Raw genomic sequence first — 15,236 nt, forward strand, 5'->3', positions numbered from 1 at the left:
GTTGCCGCATGGGTTCTTCGACAGCGGGGCCGACCGCTGTGCGGCCGGCGCCCCGACCTCGCATGATCGAGCTCGATGCCGTGCGCGTCGTCTCCGGTGATGTCACGCTGCTCGACACGATCACCCGGCGTGTGGACGCGGGCAGGGCGCTGGCCGTGCGGGGAGGCAACGGATCCGGGAAGACGACGCTCTTGCGCGTCCTGGCCGGGATGCAAGCGCCGTCGACGGGATCCGCGCGCATCGCCGGCGCTGCCGTCTCGCAGCGCGATCGCGCCTATCGACGACGCGTCGCGGCGATGATCGGGCTGCCGCCGTTCGCGCCCGATCTCACGGTGCTCGAGCACGTCCGACTCGTCGCGGTGACGTGGTTCACGCCGGAGGAGGCCGATGCCCGTGCGCGCTCGGTGCTCAGCGAGCTCGGATTGCAGACGCTGCACGAGCGGTTCCCCCATGAGCTGTCCTCGGGGCAGGCGCAGCTCTTCGGCCTCGCGCTCGTACTCGTGCGTCCCTCCGAGGTGCTGATCCTCGACGAGCCCGAGCAGCGCCTCGACCCCGACCATGTGGATGCGGTCATCCAGGCCTTGCGGACGCGACGCGACGCGGGAGCCACCCTCGTGGTCGCGACGCACCATCCACGGCTGGCGGAGCTCGTCGCCGACGAGTCGGTGCACCTGGAGCGCGTCGCGTGAGCGGCAGTGTGCGCACCGCCGTCGCCCTCTGGCGGCAGCGGGGTGCAAGGAGCGGCGGCGAGCGAGCCTTCGCGGTGTACCTGCTCGCGATGGTCGCCCTCGTCGCGGTGGCGCCGCTCGTGCGAGCGGTCTGGCTGAGTGCGGCGGCTCCCGACGGGGTCGCGCTGTTCGCAGACCCGCGCGCTCCCCGCGTGATCGCGCTGATGACGTCGGTGGTCTGGGCGGCCGCGCTCGCGTGGGGGCCTTCTCGCGGCCCGGCGCTCCGGCCGTCCGCGCTCACGTACGCCCTGGGTGCCAGCGCCCTTCCCCGCTCGCGAGCCTTCCTGGGTCCGGTGCTGACCGCGGGGATCTTCTCGATCGTTCTGTGGACCGTCCCGGCGGTGCTGGCGGGCGGGAGCCTCGCCGTGAACGGCGTAGCCTCGGCGGACGCCGCCATTGGCTTCGCCACGGCCGGTGCTCTGGGGGGAGTGGTCACCCTCTGCGCCTGGCTGCTCGGGCAGGCGCTGCCGCGCCTCGCCCTCCCGGCGGCGGCGCTCGTGCTCGGTCTCGGGGTGCTGGCGGCCGCCGTTCCCGCGGCGAGCACCGTGACGCCGATGGGCTGGGTCGCCGCGGCCTACCCCCTCCGCGAGGCGACGAGCGGTCTCGTCCCCCTGGCGGCTCTCGCGCTTGCGCTCTCGGCGCTGGTGCCGTGGCTGCTGGACCGGCTGCGGACGGACGAGCTGCTCGCGCAGGCGGCACGCGCGGATGCGGCGCAGACATCGATCGTCGGACTGGATCTCGGACAGGCCGCGGACGTCTACCGCGCCCGTCCCGCGTACGCCCGACGCCTGGGCGCCGTCGGTGCGCGCGGTCGGCCGTGGGCGGTCATCCTGCGCCGGGATGCGGTCGGTGCGCTGCGCACGCCGCTGCGCCTCATCCTGGGCGCGGCGGCGTTGACGCTCGCCGGCGTCGCGGCGGTGCTCGCGGTCGTACCCGGCACGCCGGCGCTCGTGCTCGGCGCTGTCGCCGGGCTGCTCTCCTTCGCGGGCCTCGGCCCGGTGACCGACGGGATCCGTCACGCCGCGAGCGCCGCGGGCGATGTGCCGCTGTACGGGGTGACGGACGCGTCGCTCGTCGCGCTCCACGCGCTGTTCCCGCTCGTGGCCGCGATCGCCCTTGCGACGCTCGCCGCCGGGCTCGCCGCGGCGGTCTCGGCGATGGGGGCGGTGGCCGTCCTGGCGGTAGCGCTCCTGGTGCTGATGACGCTCGCTCTTCGCCTGGCGGGCGCGCTGAAGGGCCCGATGCCGGTGGCGCTGCTCGCCCCGGTATCGACGCCGATGGGTGATCCGATGGCGGGCGTGCGGCTCGTGTGGGCGCTGGATGCGGCCGTGCTGGCCGCGGCGTCCGGAGCGGCGATCGTGCTCCTTCCCGCGGCCCCGATGGCGACCTGCGCACTGGCGGGTGTGATCGCCGTCATGATCGCAGCGCGCTGGCGCGGCCGGCGCTGAACGGGCCGCGTGCCCGGCGAGCGAGCACTCTGTCATCGAGCGAGCACATGATCGGATGCGCGCTCGGCGGCGGCCCGACCACCGCGTAGGCTCGAGGGTTATGGCTGCCGGCGCGACGATGTACACGTTCGATGTGACGCTGTCGGATGTGGACCGCGGGGTCTACGAGCAGTTCACGGTGCGGGCGGCGCGCCACCCTTCCGAGACGGATGCGTTCATGCTGACCCGCGTGCTCGCGTTCTGCCTGGAATACGAGGAAGGCATCGCCTTCAGCGAGGGGATCTCGCAGGCCGAGGAGCCCGCGGTGCTCGTGCGGGACGCGACGGGTGCGATCACCGCATGGATCGAGGTGGGTGCTCCGGATGCGGCGCGGCTGCACTTCGGAAGTAAGCTCGCCGGCCGGGTGGCGGTCTACACCCACCGTGATCCGGCGAAGGTCGCCGCGCAGTGGGATGGCAAGAAGATCCACCGGGGCGATGCGATCCGCCTGGTCAGCTTCACGCCGGGGTTCATCGACGAGGCTCGTCCCGCCCTCGAGCGCCGCAACACCGCGACGGTCTCCGTGGTGGAGTCCCGCCTCTATCTCGAGCTGAACGGCACTGCCGTCGACGCAGAGGTCATCGCGCAGCCCGCGCAGTAACGCCGCTCAGCGGGCCGCGAGCACCCGGGCCAGCCGATCGGCGAGACCCGGTGCCGAGTCCGACGGCAGTGCCGTCACCGGCCACCACGCGACCGCATCCGATTCGTCGCTGACGACGAGGGGAACGGCGAGGTCCGAAATGCGGCCCACGACGCCGATGTCGAGGTGCGACGCGCACCGGCCGAACCCGCCGCCGAGTGCGTGATGGTCCAGATCCGCCACCGCGATGCCGTCCAGCAGCGCGGGAGACACCCCGGTCTCCTCCTGCAACTCGCGCAGCGCGGCACCTTCCACGGAGGTGTCGCCCGCCTCCAGGTGCCCGCCGGGCTGCACCCAGAATCTGCCCTTGCCATGGAAGCACAGCAGCACGTGCGCGGCGTCCTCGTCGAACACGAAGGCGCTCGCCGTGACGTGCGTCGGCGGGCCCGAGCGCTCCAGGGCCGCCTGGCCGTGATCACGCAGCGCTGCGGCGAAGTCCGCGCGCGTCGTCGCCTCCGCCTCGTCGCGGGTGCGCCAGTCGTCGACGGCGGCGGTGACGGATGCGAGGAGCGCGCTCATCCTTCGACGGTAGGCGATGCGCTTAGCCCTCCGCGCCGCCGGGGTCAAGGTTCCGCCGCCGTGTGCGGAGCGGGAGTAGGAATATCGGCGGCAGGGGCAGCGGTGCCGCCTGCGGAAGGAGTGAGTCATGTCGCTGCAGCCCACCGAGATCAGATCCCTCGTTCCCGCCCGCATGGATCGCCTGCCGTGGTCGAGATTCCATTGGATGATCGTCGTGGGCCTGGGCTTCTCCTGGATCCTCGACGGACTCGAAGTGCAGATCGTCGCGGCGACCGGTTACGCCGCCACCCTCGGCATGGGCTCGTTCGAAGTGGGGCTGGCGGCCACCTTCTACCTGCTGGGGCAGGTGACCGGCGCCCTCGTGTTCGGACGCCTGACCGACAAGCTCGGGCGCAAGAACCTCTTCCTCATCTCCCTCGCGATCTACCTCGTCGGCAGCGCGGTCGCCGGCCTCGCCTTCGCCCCCTGGTTCTTCTACATCTGGCGCTTCGTCGCCGGCGCGGGCATCGGCGGCGAATACGCCGCGATCAACTCGGCCATCGACGAGATCATCCCGGCGAAGTACCGCGGACGCGTCGACATCGCGATCAACGGCACCTACTGGGGCGGCGCGGCGCTCGGTGCCGTGGCCAGCTCCTTCTTCTTGAACCAGGACATCTTCGCGGAGGACCTCGGCTGGCGGCTGAGCTTCTTCGTGGGACCCGTGCTGGGCATCCTCATCATTTGGCTGCGCCGCCACATCCCGGAGAGCCCGCGCTGGCAGATGACGCACGGGCGCGAGGAGGAGGCCGAGCGCGGTGTCGACGAGATCGAGGAGCGCATCCGCAAGGAGGGTAAGGAGATCCCGCCGGTCGATGAGAGCAAGGCGATCGTCGTGAAGGAGTACGGACGCGTGCCGTTCCTCGTGATCGCGAAGGTGCTCTTCCGCCAGTACCCGCGGCGCACCCTGGTCGGGGTGACGATGATGGTGACGCAGTCGTTCCTGTACAACGCGATCTTCTTCACCTACGCGCTCGTGCTCGAGAACTTTTACGACGTCCCGCCCGCATCCGCGTCGCAGTACTTCATCGTCTTCGCCCTGGGCAACCTCGCCGGTGCGCTCGTGCTGGGGCACTTCTTCGATACCTGGGGTCGGCGACGGATGCTGTTCGGCACCTATGTGCTCGCCGGGCTCATCTTGCTGGTCAGCGCCTTCTTGTTCCACGTCGGTGCCCTGGACGCGGTGACGCACACGATCTTCTGGTGCGCATCGTTCTTCTTCGCCTCCGCTGGGGCCTCGGCGGCATATCTCACGGTGAGCGAGATCTTCCCGCTGGAGCTGCGCAGCCAGGTGATCTCCTACGTGTTCTCGATCGGTCAGCTCGTCGGAGCAGCGGCGCCCGCGCTCTACGGAGCCCTCATCGGGGACGGATCGGATCGCGGGCCGCTTTTCTGGGGCTATGTGCTCGGCTCCGCGGTGATGATCCTCGGCGGCGTGGTGTGCGGCATCTTCGGGGTCAGCGCCGCAGGCAAATCCCTTGAGGACATCGCCGATCCGCTCTCGCTGGTCGACGCGAAGGACGAGCAGCGCTCGTGACCCGAGGGGGCTCAGCCGTCCTGGCGACGCAGGGCGCGCAGGCGCGGGAAGCTGTCGCGCCAGGACGCGCGCGCAGCAGGGATGTCGCCGACGAGCACGACGGCAGCAGGGGAGCGCGTGTCTCCGAGCGCGTAGCCTTCGGGGAGGTCGTCCACGAGCTGCCCGGCTCGGGGTCCGCCGTCCAGCATGTACATCCCGGCAGGATAGCGCGCGGCGATATCAGGGTGCCGAGGGGTTGCGCGAAACCGCGTCGTCGGTCTCGGCCCCCGGGTTGTGGTCGTCCCGCCGGTCGGCGAGGATGTTCGCTAGACAGACTAGTAGTTAACCTGTGAGTGGAGTGACATGGCGGGCAGCACGGCAGAGGAACGCACCATCGATCCGGCGGTCTCCGCCATCGAACGGCTGAGGCTCGCTGAAGCGAGCCTCAGCCGTCGCCGCCAGACCGCCTGCGGTCCGAGCGAGAACGCGCGCGCCGCGATGCGTCTCATCCTCGAACGGGCGGATGCGGGGGAGGACCTCACCCCCGGCGACATCGCGGAGCATCTCGGTGTCTCGCCCGCGGCGGTCAGCGGCATCCTCGACAAACTCCACGCCGGCGGGCTCGCCACCTTCCGCATCAATCCCGATGATCGCCGCAGCAAGCTCGTCGTGCCCTTCGACCGCGACACCGACATCGATGAGCTCGATCCGGTGGGCGCCCGCATCCGCGAGGCGGTCGCGGAGCTCGACCCGGAGACGTCGGCGGCGGTGGTTCAGTTGATGGAGAAGATCACGCAGGCTGTCGATGCGGAGTGTCGCTGACCGCCGGCTCCGGAGACAGCGTCAAGCCGTGGGGCCCATTGGCCTCGGCCATCATGGCGTCGAGCCACTCCCGGTTGAGGGCCGGATTGCGGCTGCCGTAGAAGGCGAACACCAGGGAGATGCCGGGGTGCACCCAGAGGCTGCGGGTGCCGATGCCGCTCGTGTCGGCCAGGTGCAGCAGGAACGGCTCGCCGCGGCGCAGTTTGTTCATGAAGACGAGGCGCAGGTGTGCGAGGGCTCGGTCGTCGATGTCGAAAGACTGGCTACCGCCGTCGTAAAGCAATTGGCCCATTGTCCAAAGGTAACCCCGGGTGGACGCTTAACTAATTCTAGTTTAACTAGCTTAACTACTTTGGGTGTGGTGTCGGAGCCGGTGGCGCAGGACGACCCAGAGCCCGATCACGAGCGCCGCGCCGACGACGAGGGTTATCGCGCCGGCCGTGCGGCCGAGCGCGACATCCACGATGAGGGCAGTGACCCCCAGGCCGAGCAGGGCGATGACGCCTCCTCTTGTGCATCCCGTGACTAGCAGATCGCCTGCTTCCCTGCCAGGGGCAGTCGGATGTCGCAGGTGCGACGCAGACTCTCGGATGTGGAAGCTCACACGATGATCCAGCAGGTGCCCGACGCGGCTCCGCGGGCGCTGTGGGTGCAGGTCGAAGACGGACTCCACGTCGCCAGCACCGCGTCCGCGTTCGTCGGCACCGTCACAGAGAAGGCGAACGGCTTCGAAGCCGTCGACGGTCTCGGCACCTGCCGAGGTGTCTTCGGCAGCATCGACGACGCCAAGGCGGTGCTCGAGGCGGCGGCGTACGCCGACGCGATCCTCTGACGCGTCAGGCGATCGTCACGGCGGTGCCGTAGGCACAGACCTCCACGCCCCCGGTGTCGCCGTAGTCGTTCGTCTCGAACCGGAACGCGACGACGGCGTTGGCGCCTTTCTGCTGCGCCTCCGCAGCCAGGCGCGACAGTGCCTCGGCGCGGGTCTCCTGCAGCAGCTCGGTGATGCCCTTCAGCTCGCCGCCGGCGAGAGCCTTGAACGAGGCGCCGATGTTCGAGCCGATGTGGCGCGAGCGCACGGTGAGGCCGAAGACCTCGCCGTGCACCTCGGTGATCGTTCGACCGGGGATGTCGTTCGTCGTGACGATGATCATGCGCCACACCCTAGGGCACGCCGTCCCGCCCCGACAGGGGTGTCGACGAGACGCGCACCGGGATGAGGAGTGCGTGAGGATCCGAACGCCGACCGTTCGGATTCCGTAAGGACGACGGGATGGGCCCCACCCAGGGCGTTCGATCGACGAGTGCCCCGAGTGGGGTGCCCGCGCAGGCTGCGCGGCCTTGTCCCCTGGAGAGTTCCGTGCTCGATCTCGTCTACGTTCTCGCGACGCTCGCGCTGTTCGCGCTCGTCGCCCTCGTGCTGAAGGGGGTCGACGCCCTGCAAGCGGGCGACCGCGCGTCGACCCGCCACGCCGCCACCACCCGGAGCGAGCGCGCATGATCGTCATCTCCCTCGTCGCCGCGGCGCTGGCTGTCGCTGCCGTCGTGTATCTCGTGATCGCGCTCGTGCGCCCGGAGAAGTTCTGATGGATGCGGAATCGATCACCTTCGGCATCCTCCAGATCGCGACGCTGCTGCTGGCACTGGGCCTCGCCTACAGGCCCCTCGGCGATCTCATCGCCTTCGTCTTCACCTCTCCCCGGCACGCGCGGATCGAACGCGGCGTCTACCGCGTCATCGGCGTCGACGCGGACGCGGAGCAGAGCTGGCAGGCCTACGCGCGCGGCGTCCTGATCTTCTCCGCGGCTGGCGTGCTGCTCGTCTACCTCCTGCAACGCACGCAGCAGTTCCTCCCGTACGCGCTGGGCCTTCCTGCGGTGCCGGAGCCACTCGCGTTCAACACCGCCGTCTCCTTCGTCACCAACACGAACTGGCAGTCGTACTCCCCCGAGGCCACCCTCGGCTACACCGTGCAGTTCGCGGGGCTGGCCGTGCAGAACTTCCTCTCGGCGGCCGTCGGGCTCGCGGTCGCCATCGCGCTGGTGCGCGGCTTCGCGCGGCGCGGCTCCGGAACGATCGGCAACTTCTGGGTCGACCTGGTGCGCGGTGTCGGCCGCATCCTGCTGCCCCTCGCGATCGTCGCGGCCATCGTGCTCATCGTCGGCGGTGTCGTGCAGAACGTCGCGGGCTTCACCCCCGTCGACACCATCGGCGGTGCGGTGCAGAACCTGCCCGGCGGCCCCGTCGCCTCGCAGGAGGCGATCAAGGAGCTCGGCACGAACGGCGGCGGCTTCTTCAACGCCAACTCCGCGCATCCCTTCGAGAACCCGACACCGTGGACCAATCTCTTCGAGATCTTCCTCATGCTCGTGATCCCCGTCTCGCTGCCTCGTGCCTTCGGCCGGATGGTGGGCGACAACCGTCAGGGCTACGCGATCCTCGCAGTGATGGGGACCCTGTTCGCCGTCTCGCTCTCGTTGCTCACGTGGTTCGAACTGCAGGGCTTCGGCAGCGCGCCGCAGCTGGCGGGAGGGGCGATGGAGGGCAAGGAGACCCGATTCGGCATCTGGGCGTCCACCCTGTTCGCCACCTCGACGACCGTCACCTCCACGGGAGCGGTCGACTCGATGCACGATTCATTCACCGCGGGCGGCGGTGCCATGACCATGATCAACATGATGCTCGGCGAGGTCGCGCCCGGCGGTGTCGGGTCGGGTCTGTACGGGATGCTGATCCTCGCTGTGATCGCGGTGTTCATCGGCGGCCTGCTCGTAGGACGCACGCCCGAGTACCTCGGCAAGAAGATCGGTCCCAGCGAGATCAAGCTCGCGAGCCTGTACATCCTCGTGACACCTGTGCTCGTGCTCGCCGGCACCGCGTTGAGCTTCGCGCTGCCGGGCGTGCGCGACGACATCGCGTCCACCTCCATCCTCAATCCCGGACTGCACGGCTTCAGCGAGGTGCTCTACGCGTTCACCTCGGCGGCCAACAACAACGGCTCCGCGTTCGCCGGCCTCACCGCGAACACCCCGTGGCTCAACACCGCGCTCGGCGTCGTCATGCTGCTCGGACGCTTCGTCCCGATCGTGCTGGTGCTGGCCCTCGCGGGCTCGCTCGCCGCGCAGGAGCGCGTTCCCGGCACCTCCGGCACCCTGCCGACCCACCGACCGCAGTTCGTCGGCCTCCTCGTGGTCGTAAGTGTGCTGATCACCGCACTCACCTATTTCCCCGTTCTCACGCTGGGTCCCCTGGCGGAAGGGCTTCTGTGACCATGTCCCGACTTCCCGCATCCCCCGATCTCGTCCGGCCGGCCGAGTCTGCACCCTCCGATGCCGCGCACGGTGCCCGTCGCGCGTTCGGCGCGGCGCAGATCGCCGAGGCGCTGCCCGGCGCGCTCGCCAAGCTCAACCCGGCAGCCCTGTGGCGCAACCCCGTCATGTTCCTCGTGTGGGTCGGCGCCGCGCTCACGACCGTCATCGCGATCGCGGAACCCTTCCTCGGCGGCCCCGAGAGCACGGGCGGCTCGGCCGTGCCGTTCGGCTTCACGTGGGGCATCGCCCTCTGGCTCTGGCTGACCGTGATCTTCGCGAACCTCGCCGAGGCCGTCGCGGAGGGGCGCGGCAAGGCGCAGGCGCAGGCGCTGCGCTCGACGCGCACGAGCACGATGGCCCGGCGCCTGCCCGCCTACGACCCCGAGCGCGACCGCGCGGCCGAGAAGACGGCGACGACCGAGGTCGCCTCGAGCGAGCTGACTCTCGGCGATGTCGTCGTGGTGTTGGCGGGCGAGCTCATCCCCGGCGACGGTGACATCGTGTGGGGCATCGCGACCGTGGACGAGTCGGCCATCACGGGCGAGTCGGCGCCGGTCGTGCGCGAATCCGGGGGCGACCGCAGCGCCGTCACCGGCGGCACGCGGGTACTCAGCGACCGCATCGTCGTGCGCATCACCTCCCGCCCCGGCGAGACCTTCGTCGACCGGATGATCGCGCTCGTCGAGGGCGCGTCGCGCCAGAAGACGCCCAACGAGATCGCCCTCAACATCCTGCTGGCGAGCCTGTCGATCGTCTTCGTGGTCGTCGTGCTGACGCTGAACCCGATCGCGTCATACGCCGCAGCCCCCGTCTCGGTGCCGGTGCTCGTGGCGCTGCTCGTCTGTCTCATCCCCACCACGATCGGCGCTCTCCTCTCGGCCATCGGCATCGCCGGCATGGACCGTCTCGTGCAGCGCAACGTGCTCGCGATGTCGGGGCGTGCCGTCGAAGCGGCGGGCGATGTCACGACGCTGCTGCTGGACAAGACCGGCACGATCACCTACGGCAACCGCCGCGCCACCGCGTTCGTCGCGCTACCGCAGGTCGGGGCCGAAGAGCTGGCCCGGACGGCTGCGCTCTCCTCGCTCGCCGACCCGACTCCCGAAGGCACCTCGGTCGTCGACCTCGCCCGCGCGCAGGGCATCGACGCCGCAGAGCCCGAGGGTGCGGTCGTCGTGCCCTTCACCGCGCAGACCCGGATGAGCGGGCTCGACCTTCCCGACGGCACCCGTATCCGCAAGGGCGCCGGCTCCGCGATCATCGCGTGGGTGGAGTCGGAGGGGAGCGCCATTGCCACGGCGACCAGGGCGCAACTGACGAGCGAGGTCGAGGCGATCTCGTCCGCCGGCGGAACCCCGCTCGTCGTCGCCGTGGCGGATGCGACGGGTAGCCGCATCCTGGGTGTCATCCACCTCAAGGACATCGTCAAGGAGGGCCTCCGTGAGCGCTTTGACGAGCTGCGGGCCATGGGCATCCGCACCGTGATGATCACGGGCGACAACCCGCTCACCGCCCGGGCGATCGCCGCCGAGGCCGGTGTCGACGACTACCTCGCCGAGGCGACTCCCGAGGACAAGCTGGCGCTCATCCGCAAGGAGCAGGCCGGCGGCAACCTCGTCGCTATGACCGGTGACGGCACGAACGACGCGCCCGCTCTCGCGCAGGCGGATGTGGGCGTCGCGATGAACACGGGAACATCGGCGGCGAAGGAGGCGGGCAACATGGTCGACCTCGACAGCGACCCCACCAAGCTGATCGACATCGTCCGCATCGGCAAGCAGCTGCTCATCACCCGCGGTGCGCTCACCACGTTCTCGCTGGCGAACGACATCGCGAAGTACTTCGCGATCATCCCGGCGATGTTCATGGGGGTCTTCCCCGGGCTGGCGGCGCTGAACATCATGCAGCTCAGCTCGCCCGCATCCGCGGTCACGAGCGCGATCATCTTCAACGCGATCGTGATCGTCTTCCTCATCCCGCTCGCGCTGCGCGGTGTGAAGTACCGCCCCGCCTCCGCGTCGCAGGTGCTGACGCGCAACCTCCTCATCTACGGACTCGGCGGCGTGATCGCCCCGTTCCTCGGCATCAAGCTCATCGACCTCGTCGTGAGCCTCATCCCGGGCTTCTGAGCCCTCTTTGGAGACGAGACCATGTCCCTTCGTTCCGCCCTCCGCCAGTCCGGCGTCGCCGTGCGCACCCTGCTCGCGGCGACCCTCGTCCTCGGTGTCGGCTACACCGCGCTCATCACGGGCGTCGGCCAGCTCGCGCTGCCCGCGCAGGCCAACGGCTCGCTCGTGACGGACGCCGCGGGCACCGTCGTCGGCAGCGCCCTGATCGGCCAGTCGTTCACGGATGCCGACGGCGCAGCCCTCCCGCAGTACTTCCAGTCGCGGCCCTCCGCTGCGGGCGACGGCTACGACGGGGCGGCGTCGTCCGGCTCCAACCTCGGTCCCGAGAACCCCGACCTGCTCGACTCGATCGCCGAGCGCCGCCAGGCGGTCGCCGAGCTCGAGGGCGTCGATCCCGCATCCGTGCCGGTCGATGCGCTCACCGCATCCGGGTCCGGACTCGACCCGCACATCAGCCCTGCTTATGCCGATCTGCAGGTGGCCCGCGTCGCCCGCGCACGCGGGCTGGATGAGGCGCAGGTGCGCCGGCTCGTGGCCGCGCACACCGCCGGTCCCGATCTCGGCTACCTGGGCGAGCCGCGGGTGGATGTGCTCGAACTGAATCTCGCACTCGATGCCCTGAAGCAGTGACCCGGCCGCGCGCGCTCCTCACCCCTGCTCGCCTGTCACAGATCGACGCGTGCGGCTCGATCTGGGACAGGCGAGCGGGTGGTGGTGTTGCTCGCCTGTCACAGATCGACAGCCACGGCTCGATCTGCGACAGGGGAAGCGGCTCTTCACCGAGCGAGTCCGAGCCGAGGAGTGTCAGAACCAGCGAGCGCGGGGGAGATCAGCGGGCTATGCCGGCGGACATTAGGGTGAGGGCATGAAGCGCGGGAAGCTGCGCGTGCTGCTGGGTGCGGCGCCGGGCGTCGGTAAGACGTTCCAGATGTTGCGCGAGGGAGCAAGGCTCGCCCAGGAGGGCGACGACGTCGTCATCGCCGTCGTCGAGACCCACGGTCGGGCAGCCACCGCGCAGCAGGCCGAGGCGCTCGCGCAGATCCCGCGGCGGCGGTGGGCGCACCGGGGCGTCGAGCTCGACGAGATGGACGTGGATGCGGTCATCGAGCGGCATCCCGACGTCGCCCTGATCGACGAGCTCGCCCACACGAACGCCCCGGGCTCGCGAAACGAGAAGCGCTGGCAGGACGTCGAAGAGGTGCTCGCGGCGGGCATCGACGTGATCACCACGGTCAATGTGCAGCACATCGCCTCGCTCGGCGATGTGGTGGAGCAGATCACGGGCGTGGCGCAACGCGAGACCGTGCCCGACACGGTGGTGCGCGGTGCCGACCAGATCGAGGTGGTCGACCTGGCACCGCAGTCGCTGCGCGACCGCCTGTCGGCAGGACTCGTCTATCCCGCCGAACGCGTGGATGCGGCGCTGTCCAACTACTTCCGGCTCGGCAACCTCACGGCGCTGCGCGAGCTCGCGCTGCTGTGGCTCGCCGACGAGGTCGACAGCGCCCTCAACGACTACCGCAGCGCGAACGGCATCCGCGGCACCTGGCAGACGCGCGAGCGCGTGGTCGTCGCGCTCACGGGCGGTCCGGAGGGCGAGACGCTGCTGCGTCGCGGCGCGCGGATCGCGGCGCGCTCGGCCGGCGGCGAACTGCTGGCGGTGCACGTGTCCAGCGCCGAGGGGCTGCGCCGTGCGACGCCGGGTGCGCTCGCGCAGCAGCGCGCGCTGGTCGAATCCCTCGGCGGCACGTACCACCAGCTCGTCGGCGACGACGTCCCGCGCGCCCTCGTTGACTTCGCGCGCTCGGTCAACGCGAGCCAGCTCGTCATCGGTGTCAGCCGCCGCTCCCGGTGGACCGCCGCCGTCACCGGCCCCGGCATCGGTGCCACGGTCATCCGGCTCTCGGGCGACATCGATGTGCACATCGTGAGCCATGCCGCCGCCGGCGGAAGGATGCGGCTGCCCTCGGTGCAGCGCGGGGCGCTGAGCGTGAAGCGCCGCATCCTCGGCTTCGTGATCGCCCTGACCGCCGGCCCGCTGTTGTCCGCCTTGCTGTTCACCTTCCGCAGCGACGAGTCGATCACCTCCGACGTGCTCGCCTTCCAGCTGCTCGTGGTGGTGGTCGCGCTCGTGGGCGGCATCTGGCCGGCGCTGTTCGCCGCGGTCCTGTCCGGGTTGACGCTGGACTTCCTGTTCGTCGCGCCGACCTTCACCGTGTCGATCGCGCATCCGTTGCACGCGCTCGCCCTCGGGCTCTACGTCGTGATCGCGATCCTCGTCAGCTACATCGTCGATCAGGCAGCCCGCCGCACCCGCCGCGCGGAACGCGCCGCCGCGGAGTCGGAGCTGCTGGCCACCGTGGCCGGATCCGTGCTGCGCGGCGAGAGCGCCGTGCCCGCCCTCATCACCCGTACCCGCGAGGCGTTCGGCCTCGCGGGGGTCCGCCTGATCGCCGCCGACGGAGCGGTCATCGCTACCGACGGCGAGCCGGTGCGCGGCGGTGACTTCACGACGCTCCCCGTCGGTGAGGCGGTGCTCGAGCTGCACGGACCCGATCCGGATGCGTCGACCCGCCGCCTGCTGGACGTGATCGTCGCGCAGCTCGCCGCCGCCCTCGAGCACACCGACCTGTCGGCGGCAGCCCGTGAGGTCGACGCGCTCGCCGCCACCGACCAAGTGCGCACCGCGCTGCTGTCCGCGGTCAGCCACGACCTCCGCCGGCCTCTGGCTGCGGCGGTCGCGGCCATCGGCGGCCTCCGTGCCGCGGGAGCGCACATGACTCCCGCCGATCGGCGCGAGCTGCTCGACACCGCCGAGGAGAGCCTCGCGACCCTGTCGACGCTCGTGACCGACCTGCTCGACGTGAGTCGCGTCGAAGCCGGCGTGCTCGCGGTCGCGCTCGCACCGGTGGATGCCGCCGGCTCCGTCCTCGCCGCCCTCGACGAACTGGGGCTCGGTCCCGATCGGGTCGAACTCGCGCTCGACCCGGCGCTGCCCGCGATCGCGGCCGACCCCGTGCTGCTGCAACGGGTCATCGTGAATGTGCTCGCCAACGCCGCGCGCCATTCGCCGCCGGACGCGCGGGTGCGGGTGGGAACCAGCAGCCTCGGCGAACGGGCCGAGATCCGCATCGTCGACCGCGGCCAGGGCGTGCCGGTCGAGCGTCGGGACGACATGTTCGCGCCCTTCCAGCGACTCGGCGACACCGACAACACGGTCGGCCTCGGCCTCGGTCTCGCGCTGTCTCGCGGCTTCACGGAGGGCATGGGTGGCACGCTCACCGCGGAGGACACCCCCGGCGGGGGGCTCACCATGGTGGTCTCGCTGCCGCTATGGCCCGCGGACGCGGCATCCGAGGGGAGGATGGGCTCGTGAAGATCTTGGTCGCGGACGACGATCCGCAGCTCGTGCGAGCGCTGCGGATCACCCTCGCCGCGCACGGCTACGACGTGGTGGCGGCCGCGGACGGCGCGGCGGCGATCACGCTGGCGGCGCAGTCGCATCCCGACATCGTGCTGCTCGATCTCGGTATGCCGCACCTCGACGGGGTGCAGGTGATCGAGGCGCTGCGCGGGTGGACGAAGGCGCCCATCATCGTCGTCTCCGGCCGCACCGGTTCCGCCGACAAGGTGGACGCCCTGGATGCGGGTGCTGACGATTATGTGACGAAGCCGTTCCAGATCGACGAGCTGCTGGCACGCCTGCGGGCGCTCGGGCGGCGAGCCGCCGCATCCGTCGACGATCCTGTCGTGCGCTTCGGGGACATCGAGCTGGATCTGGCGACGAAGACCGTCACCCGCGGGGGAGCCCGGGTGCACCTGACCCCCACGGAGTGGCGGATGCTGGAGTTCCTCGCACGGCATCCGGGAGCCCTCGTGACGCGCCAGAGTCTGCTGAAGGAGATCTGGGCGAGCGAGAACGTCAACGACTCGGGGTATCTGCGCCTCTACATGTCTCAGCTGCGCAAGAAGCTGGAGGCGGACCCCGCCAGCCCGGTGCATCTGCTCACCGAGACCGGAATGGGATACCGCCTCCAGCTCTGAG

The 15,236-nt window shown here is 70.4% G+C and carries 18 protein-coding genes; 14 read left to right on the top strand and 4 right to left on the bottom strand.

Annotation, left to right across the window (positions count from 1 at the left end):
* The first annotated feature begins 8 nt into the window (after nt 1-8).
* The 3 genes from ACYVJS_RS10105 (at nt 9) to ACYVJS_RS10115 (ending at nt 2,816) form a co-directional block, all read left to right on the top strand.
* The gene (locus ACYVJS_RS10105; protein WP_460739810.1) at nt 9-689 is read left to right on the top strand and encodes an ABC transporter ATP-binding protein; all 681 of its coding nucleotides are present in this window, start codon (nt 9-11) and stop codon (nt 687-689) included.
* On the top strand, nt 686-2,176 hold the full coding sequence (locus tag ACYVJS_RS10110) for a hypothetical protein (RefSeq protein ID WP_460739811.1): 1,491 nt from the start codon (nt 686-688) through the stop codon (nt 2,174-2,176). The genes ACYVJS_RS10105 and ACYVJS_RS10110 overlap by 4 nt, the downstream gene beginning before the upstream one ends.
* A 100-nt stretch (nt 2,177-2,276) precedes the next feature.
* Nucleotides 2,277-2,816, top strand: a complete 540-nt coding sequence (locus ACYVJS_RS10115) for a YaeQ family protein (RefSeq protein WP_460739812.1) — start codon at nt 2,277-2,279, stop codon at nt 2,814-2,816.
* Between the two features lie 6 nt (nt 2,817-2,822).
* On the opposite strand, the gene ACYVJS_RS10120 is transcribed toward ACYVJS_RS10115, so the two are convergent.
* Entirely contained in the window at nt 2,823-3,374 is a 552-nt protein-coding gene (locus tag ACYVJS_RS10120; RefSeq protein WP_460739813.1) for an NUDIX hydrolase, read from the bottom strand.
* A 127-nt stretch (nt 3,375-3,501) separates the two neighbouring features.
* Between ACYVJS_RS10120 and ACYVJS_RS10125 the strand changes: the two genes are divergently transcribed.
* Complete coding sequence (locus ACYVJS_RS10125) at nt 3,502-4,950, top strand: MFS transporter (protein ID WP_460739814.1); 1,449 nt, start codon at nt 3,502-3,504, stop codon at nt 4,948-4,950.
* Between the two features lie 11 nt (nt 4,951-4,961).
* Here ACYVJS_RS10125 and ACYVJS_RS10130 read toward each other — a convergent pair whose 3' ends face one another.
* Nucleotides 4,962-5,144, bottom strand: coding sequence for a hypothetical protein (locus ACYVJS_RS10130; RefSeq protein ID WP_309733243.1), 183 nt, complete (start codon nt 5,142-5,144; stop codon nt 4,962-4,964).
* A gap of 148 nt (nt 5,145-5,292) precedes the next feature.
* Here ACYVJS_RS10130 and ACYVJS_RS10135 point away from each other — a divergent pair, with 148 nt between their 5' ends.
* Nucleotides 5,293-5,751 (top strand): MarR family winged helix-turn-helix transcriptional regulator, encoded by a 459-nt coding sequence (locus tag ACYVJS_RS10135; RefSeq protein ID WP_460739815.1) that lies wholly within the window; start codon nt 5,293-5,295, stop codon nt 5,749-5,751.
* Here the strand turns inward: ACYVJS_RS10135 and ACYVJS_RS10140 are convergent.
* Nucleotides 5,720-6,043 (bottom strand): DUF7882 family protein, encoded by a 324-nt coding sequence (locus tag ACYVJS_RS10140; RefSeq protein ID WP_234073662.1) that lies wholly within the window; start codon nt 6,041-6,043, stop codon nt 5,720-5,722. The two genes, ACYVJS_RS10135 and ACYVJS_RS10140, sit on opposite strands and share 32 nt — an antisense overlap.
* A gap of 69 nt (nt 6,044-6,112) precedes the next feature.
* On the opposite strand from ACYVJS_RS10140, the gene ACYVJS_RS10145 reads away from it, so the two are divergent.
* Both ACYVJS_RS10145 and ACYVJS_RS10150 read left to right on the top strand, forming a co-directional pair.
* Nucleotides 6,113-6,280, top strand: a complete 168-nt coding sequence (locus ACYVJS_RS10145; protein ID WP_460739816.1) for a hypothetical protein — start codon at nt 6,113-6,115, stop codon at nt 6,278-6,280.
* A gap of 63 nt (nt 6,281-6,343) precedes the next feature.
* Nucleotides 6,344-6,583 (top strand): hypothetical protein, encoded by a 240-nt coding sequence (locus ACYVJS_RS10150; RefSeq protein ID WP_460739817.1) that lies wholly within the window; start codon nt 6,344-6,346, stop codon nt 6,581-6,583.
* 4 nt (nt 6,584-6,587) lie between these two features.
* Here the strand turns inward: ACYVJS_RS10150 and ACYVJS_RS10155 are convergent, their stop codons facing one another.
* Nucleotides 6,588-6,905 carry a YbjQ family protein gene (locus tag ACYVJS_RS10155; protein ID WP_460739818.1) on the bottom strand — a complete coding sequence of 106 codons (318 nt, stop codon included), beginning with the start codon at nt 6,903-6,905 and terminating at the stop codon, nt 6,588-6,590.
* A 206-nt stretch (nt 6,906-7,111) separates the two neighbouring features.
* Between ACYVJS_RS10155 and ACYVJS_RS10160 the strand changes: the two genes are divergently transcribed.
* From ACYVJS_RS10160 to ACYVJS_RS10190, 7 genes are all read left to right on the top strand, one after another.
* Complete coding sequence (locus tag ACYVJS_RS10160; RefSeq protein ID WP_460739819.1) at nt 7,112-7,252, top strand: hypothetical protein; 141 nt, start codon at nt 7,112-7,114, stop codon at nt 7,250-7,252.
* A complete protein-coding gene (locus ACYVJS_RS10165; protein ID WP_137418923.1) occupies nt 7,249-7,338 on the top strand; it encodes a potassium-transporting ATPase subunit F in 90 nt (29 codons plus the stop codon). Before ACYVJS_RS10160 ends, ACYVJS_RS10165 begins: the two co-directional genes overlap by 4 nt.
* On the top strand, nt 7,338-9,020 hold the full coding sequence (kdpA, locus tag ACYVJS_RS10170) for a potassium-transporting ATPase subunit KdpA (RefSeq protein ID WP_460739820.1): 1,683 nt from the start codon (nt 7,338-7,340) through the stop codon (nt 9,018-9,020). Before ACYVJS_RS10165 ends, kdpA begins: the two co-directional genes overlap by 1 nt.
* Before the next feature lie 2 nt (nt 9,021-9,022).
* Nucleotides 9,023-11,191, top strand: a complete 2,169-nt coding sequence (gene kdpB / locus ACYVJS_RS10175) for a potassium-transporting ATPase subunit KdpB (protein ID WP_460739885.1) — start codon at nt 9,023-9,025, stop codon at nt 11,189-11,191.
* A 21-nt stretch (nt 11,192-11,212) separates the two neighbouring features.
* Nucleotides 11,213-11,821 (top strand): potassium-transporting ATPase subunit KdpC, encoded by a 609-nt coding sequence (kdpC, locus tag ACYVJS_RS10180; RefSeq protein WP_460739821.1) that lies wholly within the window; start codon nt 11,213-11,215, stop codon nt 11,819-11,821.
* Between the two features lie 235 nt (nt 11,822-12,056).
* Nucleotides 12,057-14,567, top strand: a complete 2,511-nt coding sequence (locus ACYVJS_RS10185) for an ATP-binding protein (protein ID WP_460739822.1) — start codon at nt 12,057-12,059, stop codon at nt 14,565-14,567.
* Nucleotides 14,564-15,235 (top strand): response regulator, encoded by a 672-nt coding sequence (locus ACYVJS_RS10190; RefSeq protein WP_460739823.1) that lies wholly within the window; start codon nt 14,564-14,566, stop codon nt 15,233-15,235. Before ACYVJS_RS10185 ends, ACYVJS_RS10190 begins: the two co-directional genes overlap by 4 nt.
* Nucleotide 15,236 lies beyond the last annotated feature (1 nt).

This window comes from Microbacterium neimengense, from assembly GCF_054782995.1.

Bases quoted from the DNA above. Each gene is read 5' to 3' on its own strand.
- ACYVJS_RS10125 (WP_460739814.1), top strand. From the start codon at position 3,502: ATGTCGCTGCAGCCCACCGAGATCAGATCCCTCGTTCCCGCCCGCATG.
- ACYVJS_RS10185 (WP_460739822.1), top strand. From the start codon at position 12,057: ATGAAGCGCGGGAAGCTGCGCGTGCTGCTGGGTGCGGCGCCGGGCGTC.
- ACYVJS_RS10130 (WP_309733243.1), bottom strand. From the start codon at position 5,144: ATGTACATGCTGGACGGCGGACCCCGAGCCGGGCAGCTCGTGGACGAC.
- ACYVJS_RS10140 (WP_234073662.1), bottom strand. From the start codon at position 6,043: ATGGGCCAATTGCTTTACGACGGCGGTAGCCAGTCTTTCGACATCGAC.
- kdpA (WP_460739820.1), top strand. From the start codon at position 7,338: ATGGATGCGGAATCGATCACCTTCGGCATCCTCCAGATCGCGACGCTG.
- ACYVJS_RS10120 (WP_460739813.1), bottom strand. From the start codon at position 3,374: ATGAGCGCGCTCCTCGCATCCGTCACCGCCGCCGTCGACGACTGGCGC.
- ACYVJS_RS10155 (WP_460739818.1), bottom strand. From the start codon at position 6,905: ATGATCATCGTCACGACGAACGACATCCCCGGTCGAACGATCACCGAG.
- ACYVJS_RS10115 (WP_460739812.1), top strand. From the start codon at position 2,277: ATGGCTGCCGGCGCGACGATGTACACGTTCGATGTGACGCTGTCGGAT.
- ACYVJS_RS10135 (WP_460739815.1), top strand. From the start codon at position 5,293: ATGGCGGGCAGCACGGCAGAGGAACGCACCATCGATCCGGCGGTCTCC.
- kdpB (WP_460739885.1), top strand. From the start codon at position 9,023: ATGTCCCGACTTCCCGCATCCCCCGATCTCGTCCGGCCGGCCGAGTCT.
- kdpC (WP_460739821.1), top strand. From the start codon at position 11,213: ATGTCCCTTCGTTCCGCCCTCCGCCAGTCCGGCGTCGCCGTGCGCACC.
- ACYVJS_RS10165 (WP_137418923.1), top strand. From the start codon at position 7,249: ATGATCGTCATCTCCCTCGTCGCCGCGGCGCTGGCTGTCGCTGCCGTC.
- ACYVJS_RS10105 (WP_460739810.1), top strand. From the start codon at position 9: ATGGGTTCTTCGACAGCGGGGCCGACCGCTGTGCGGCCGGCGCCCCGA.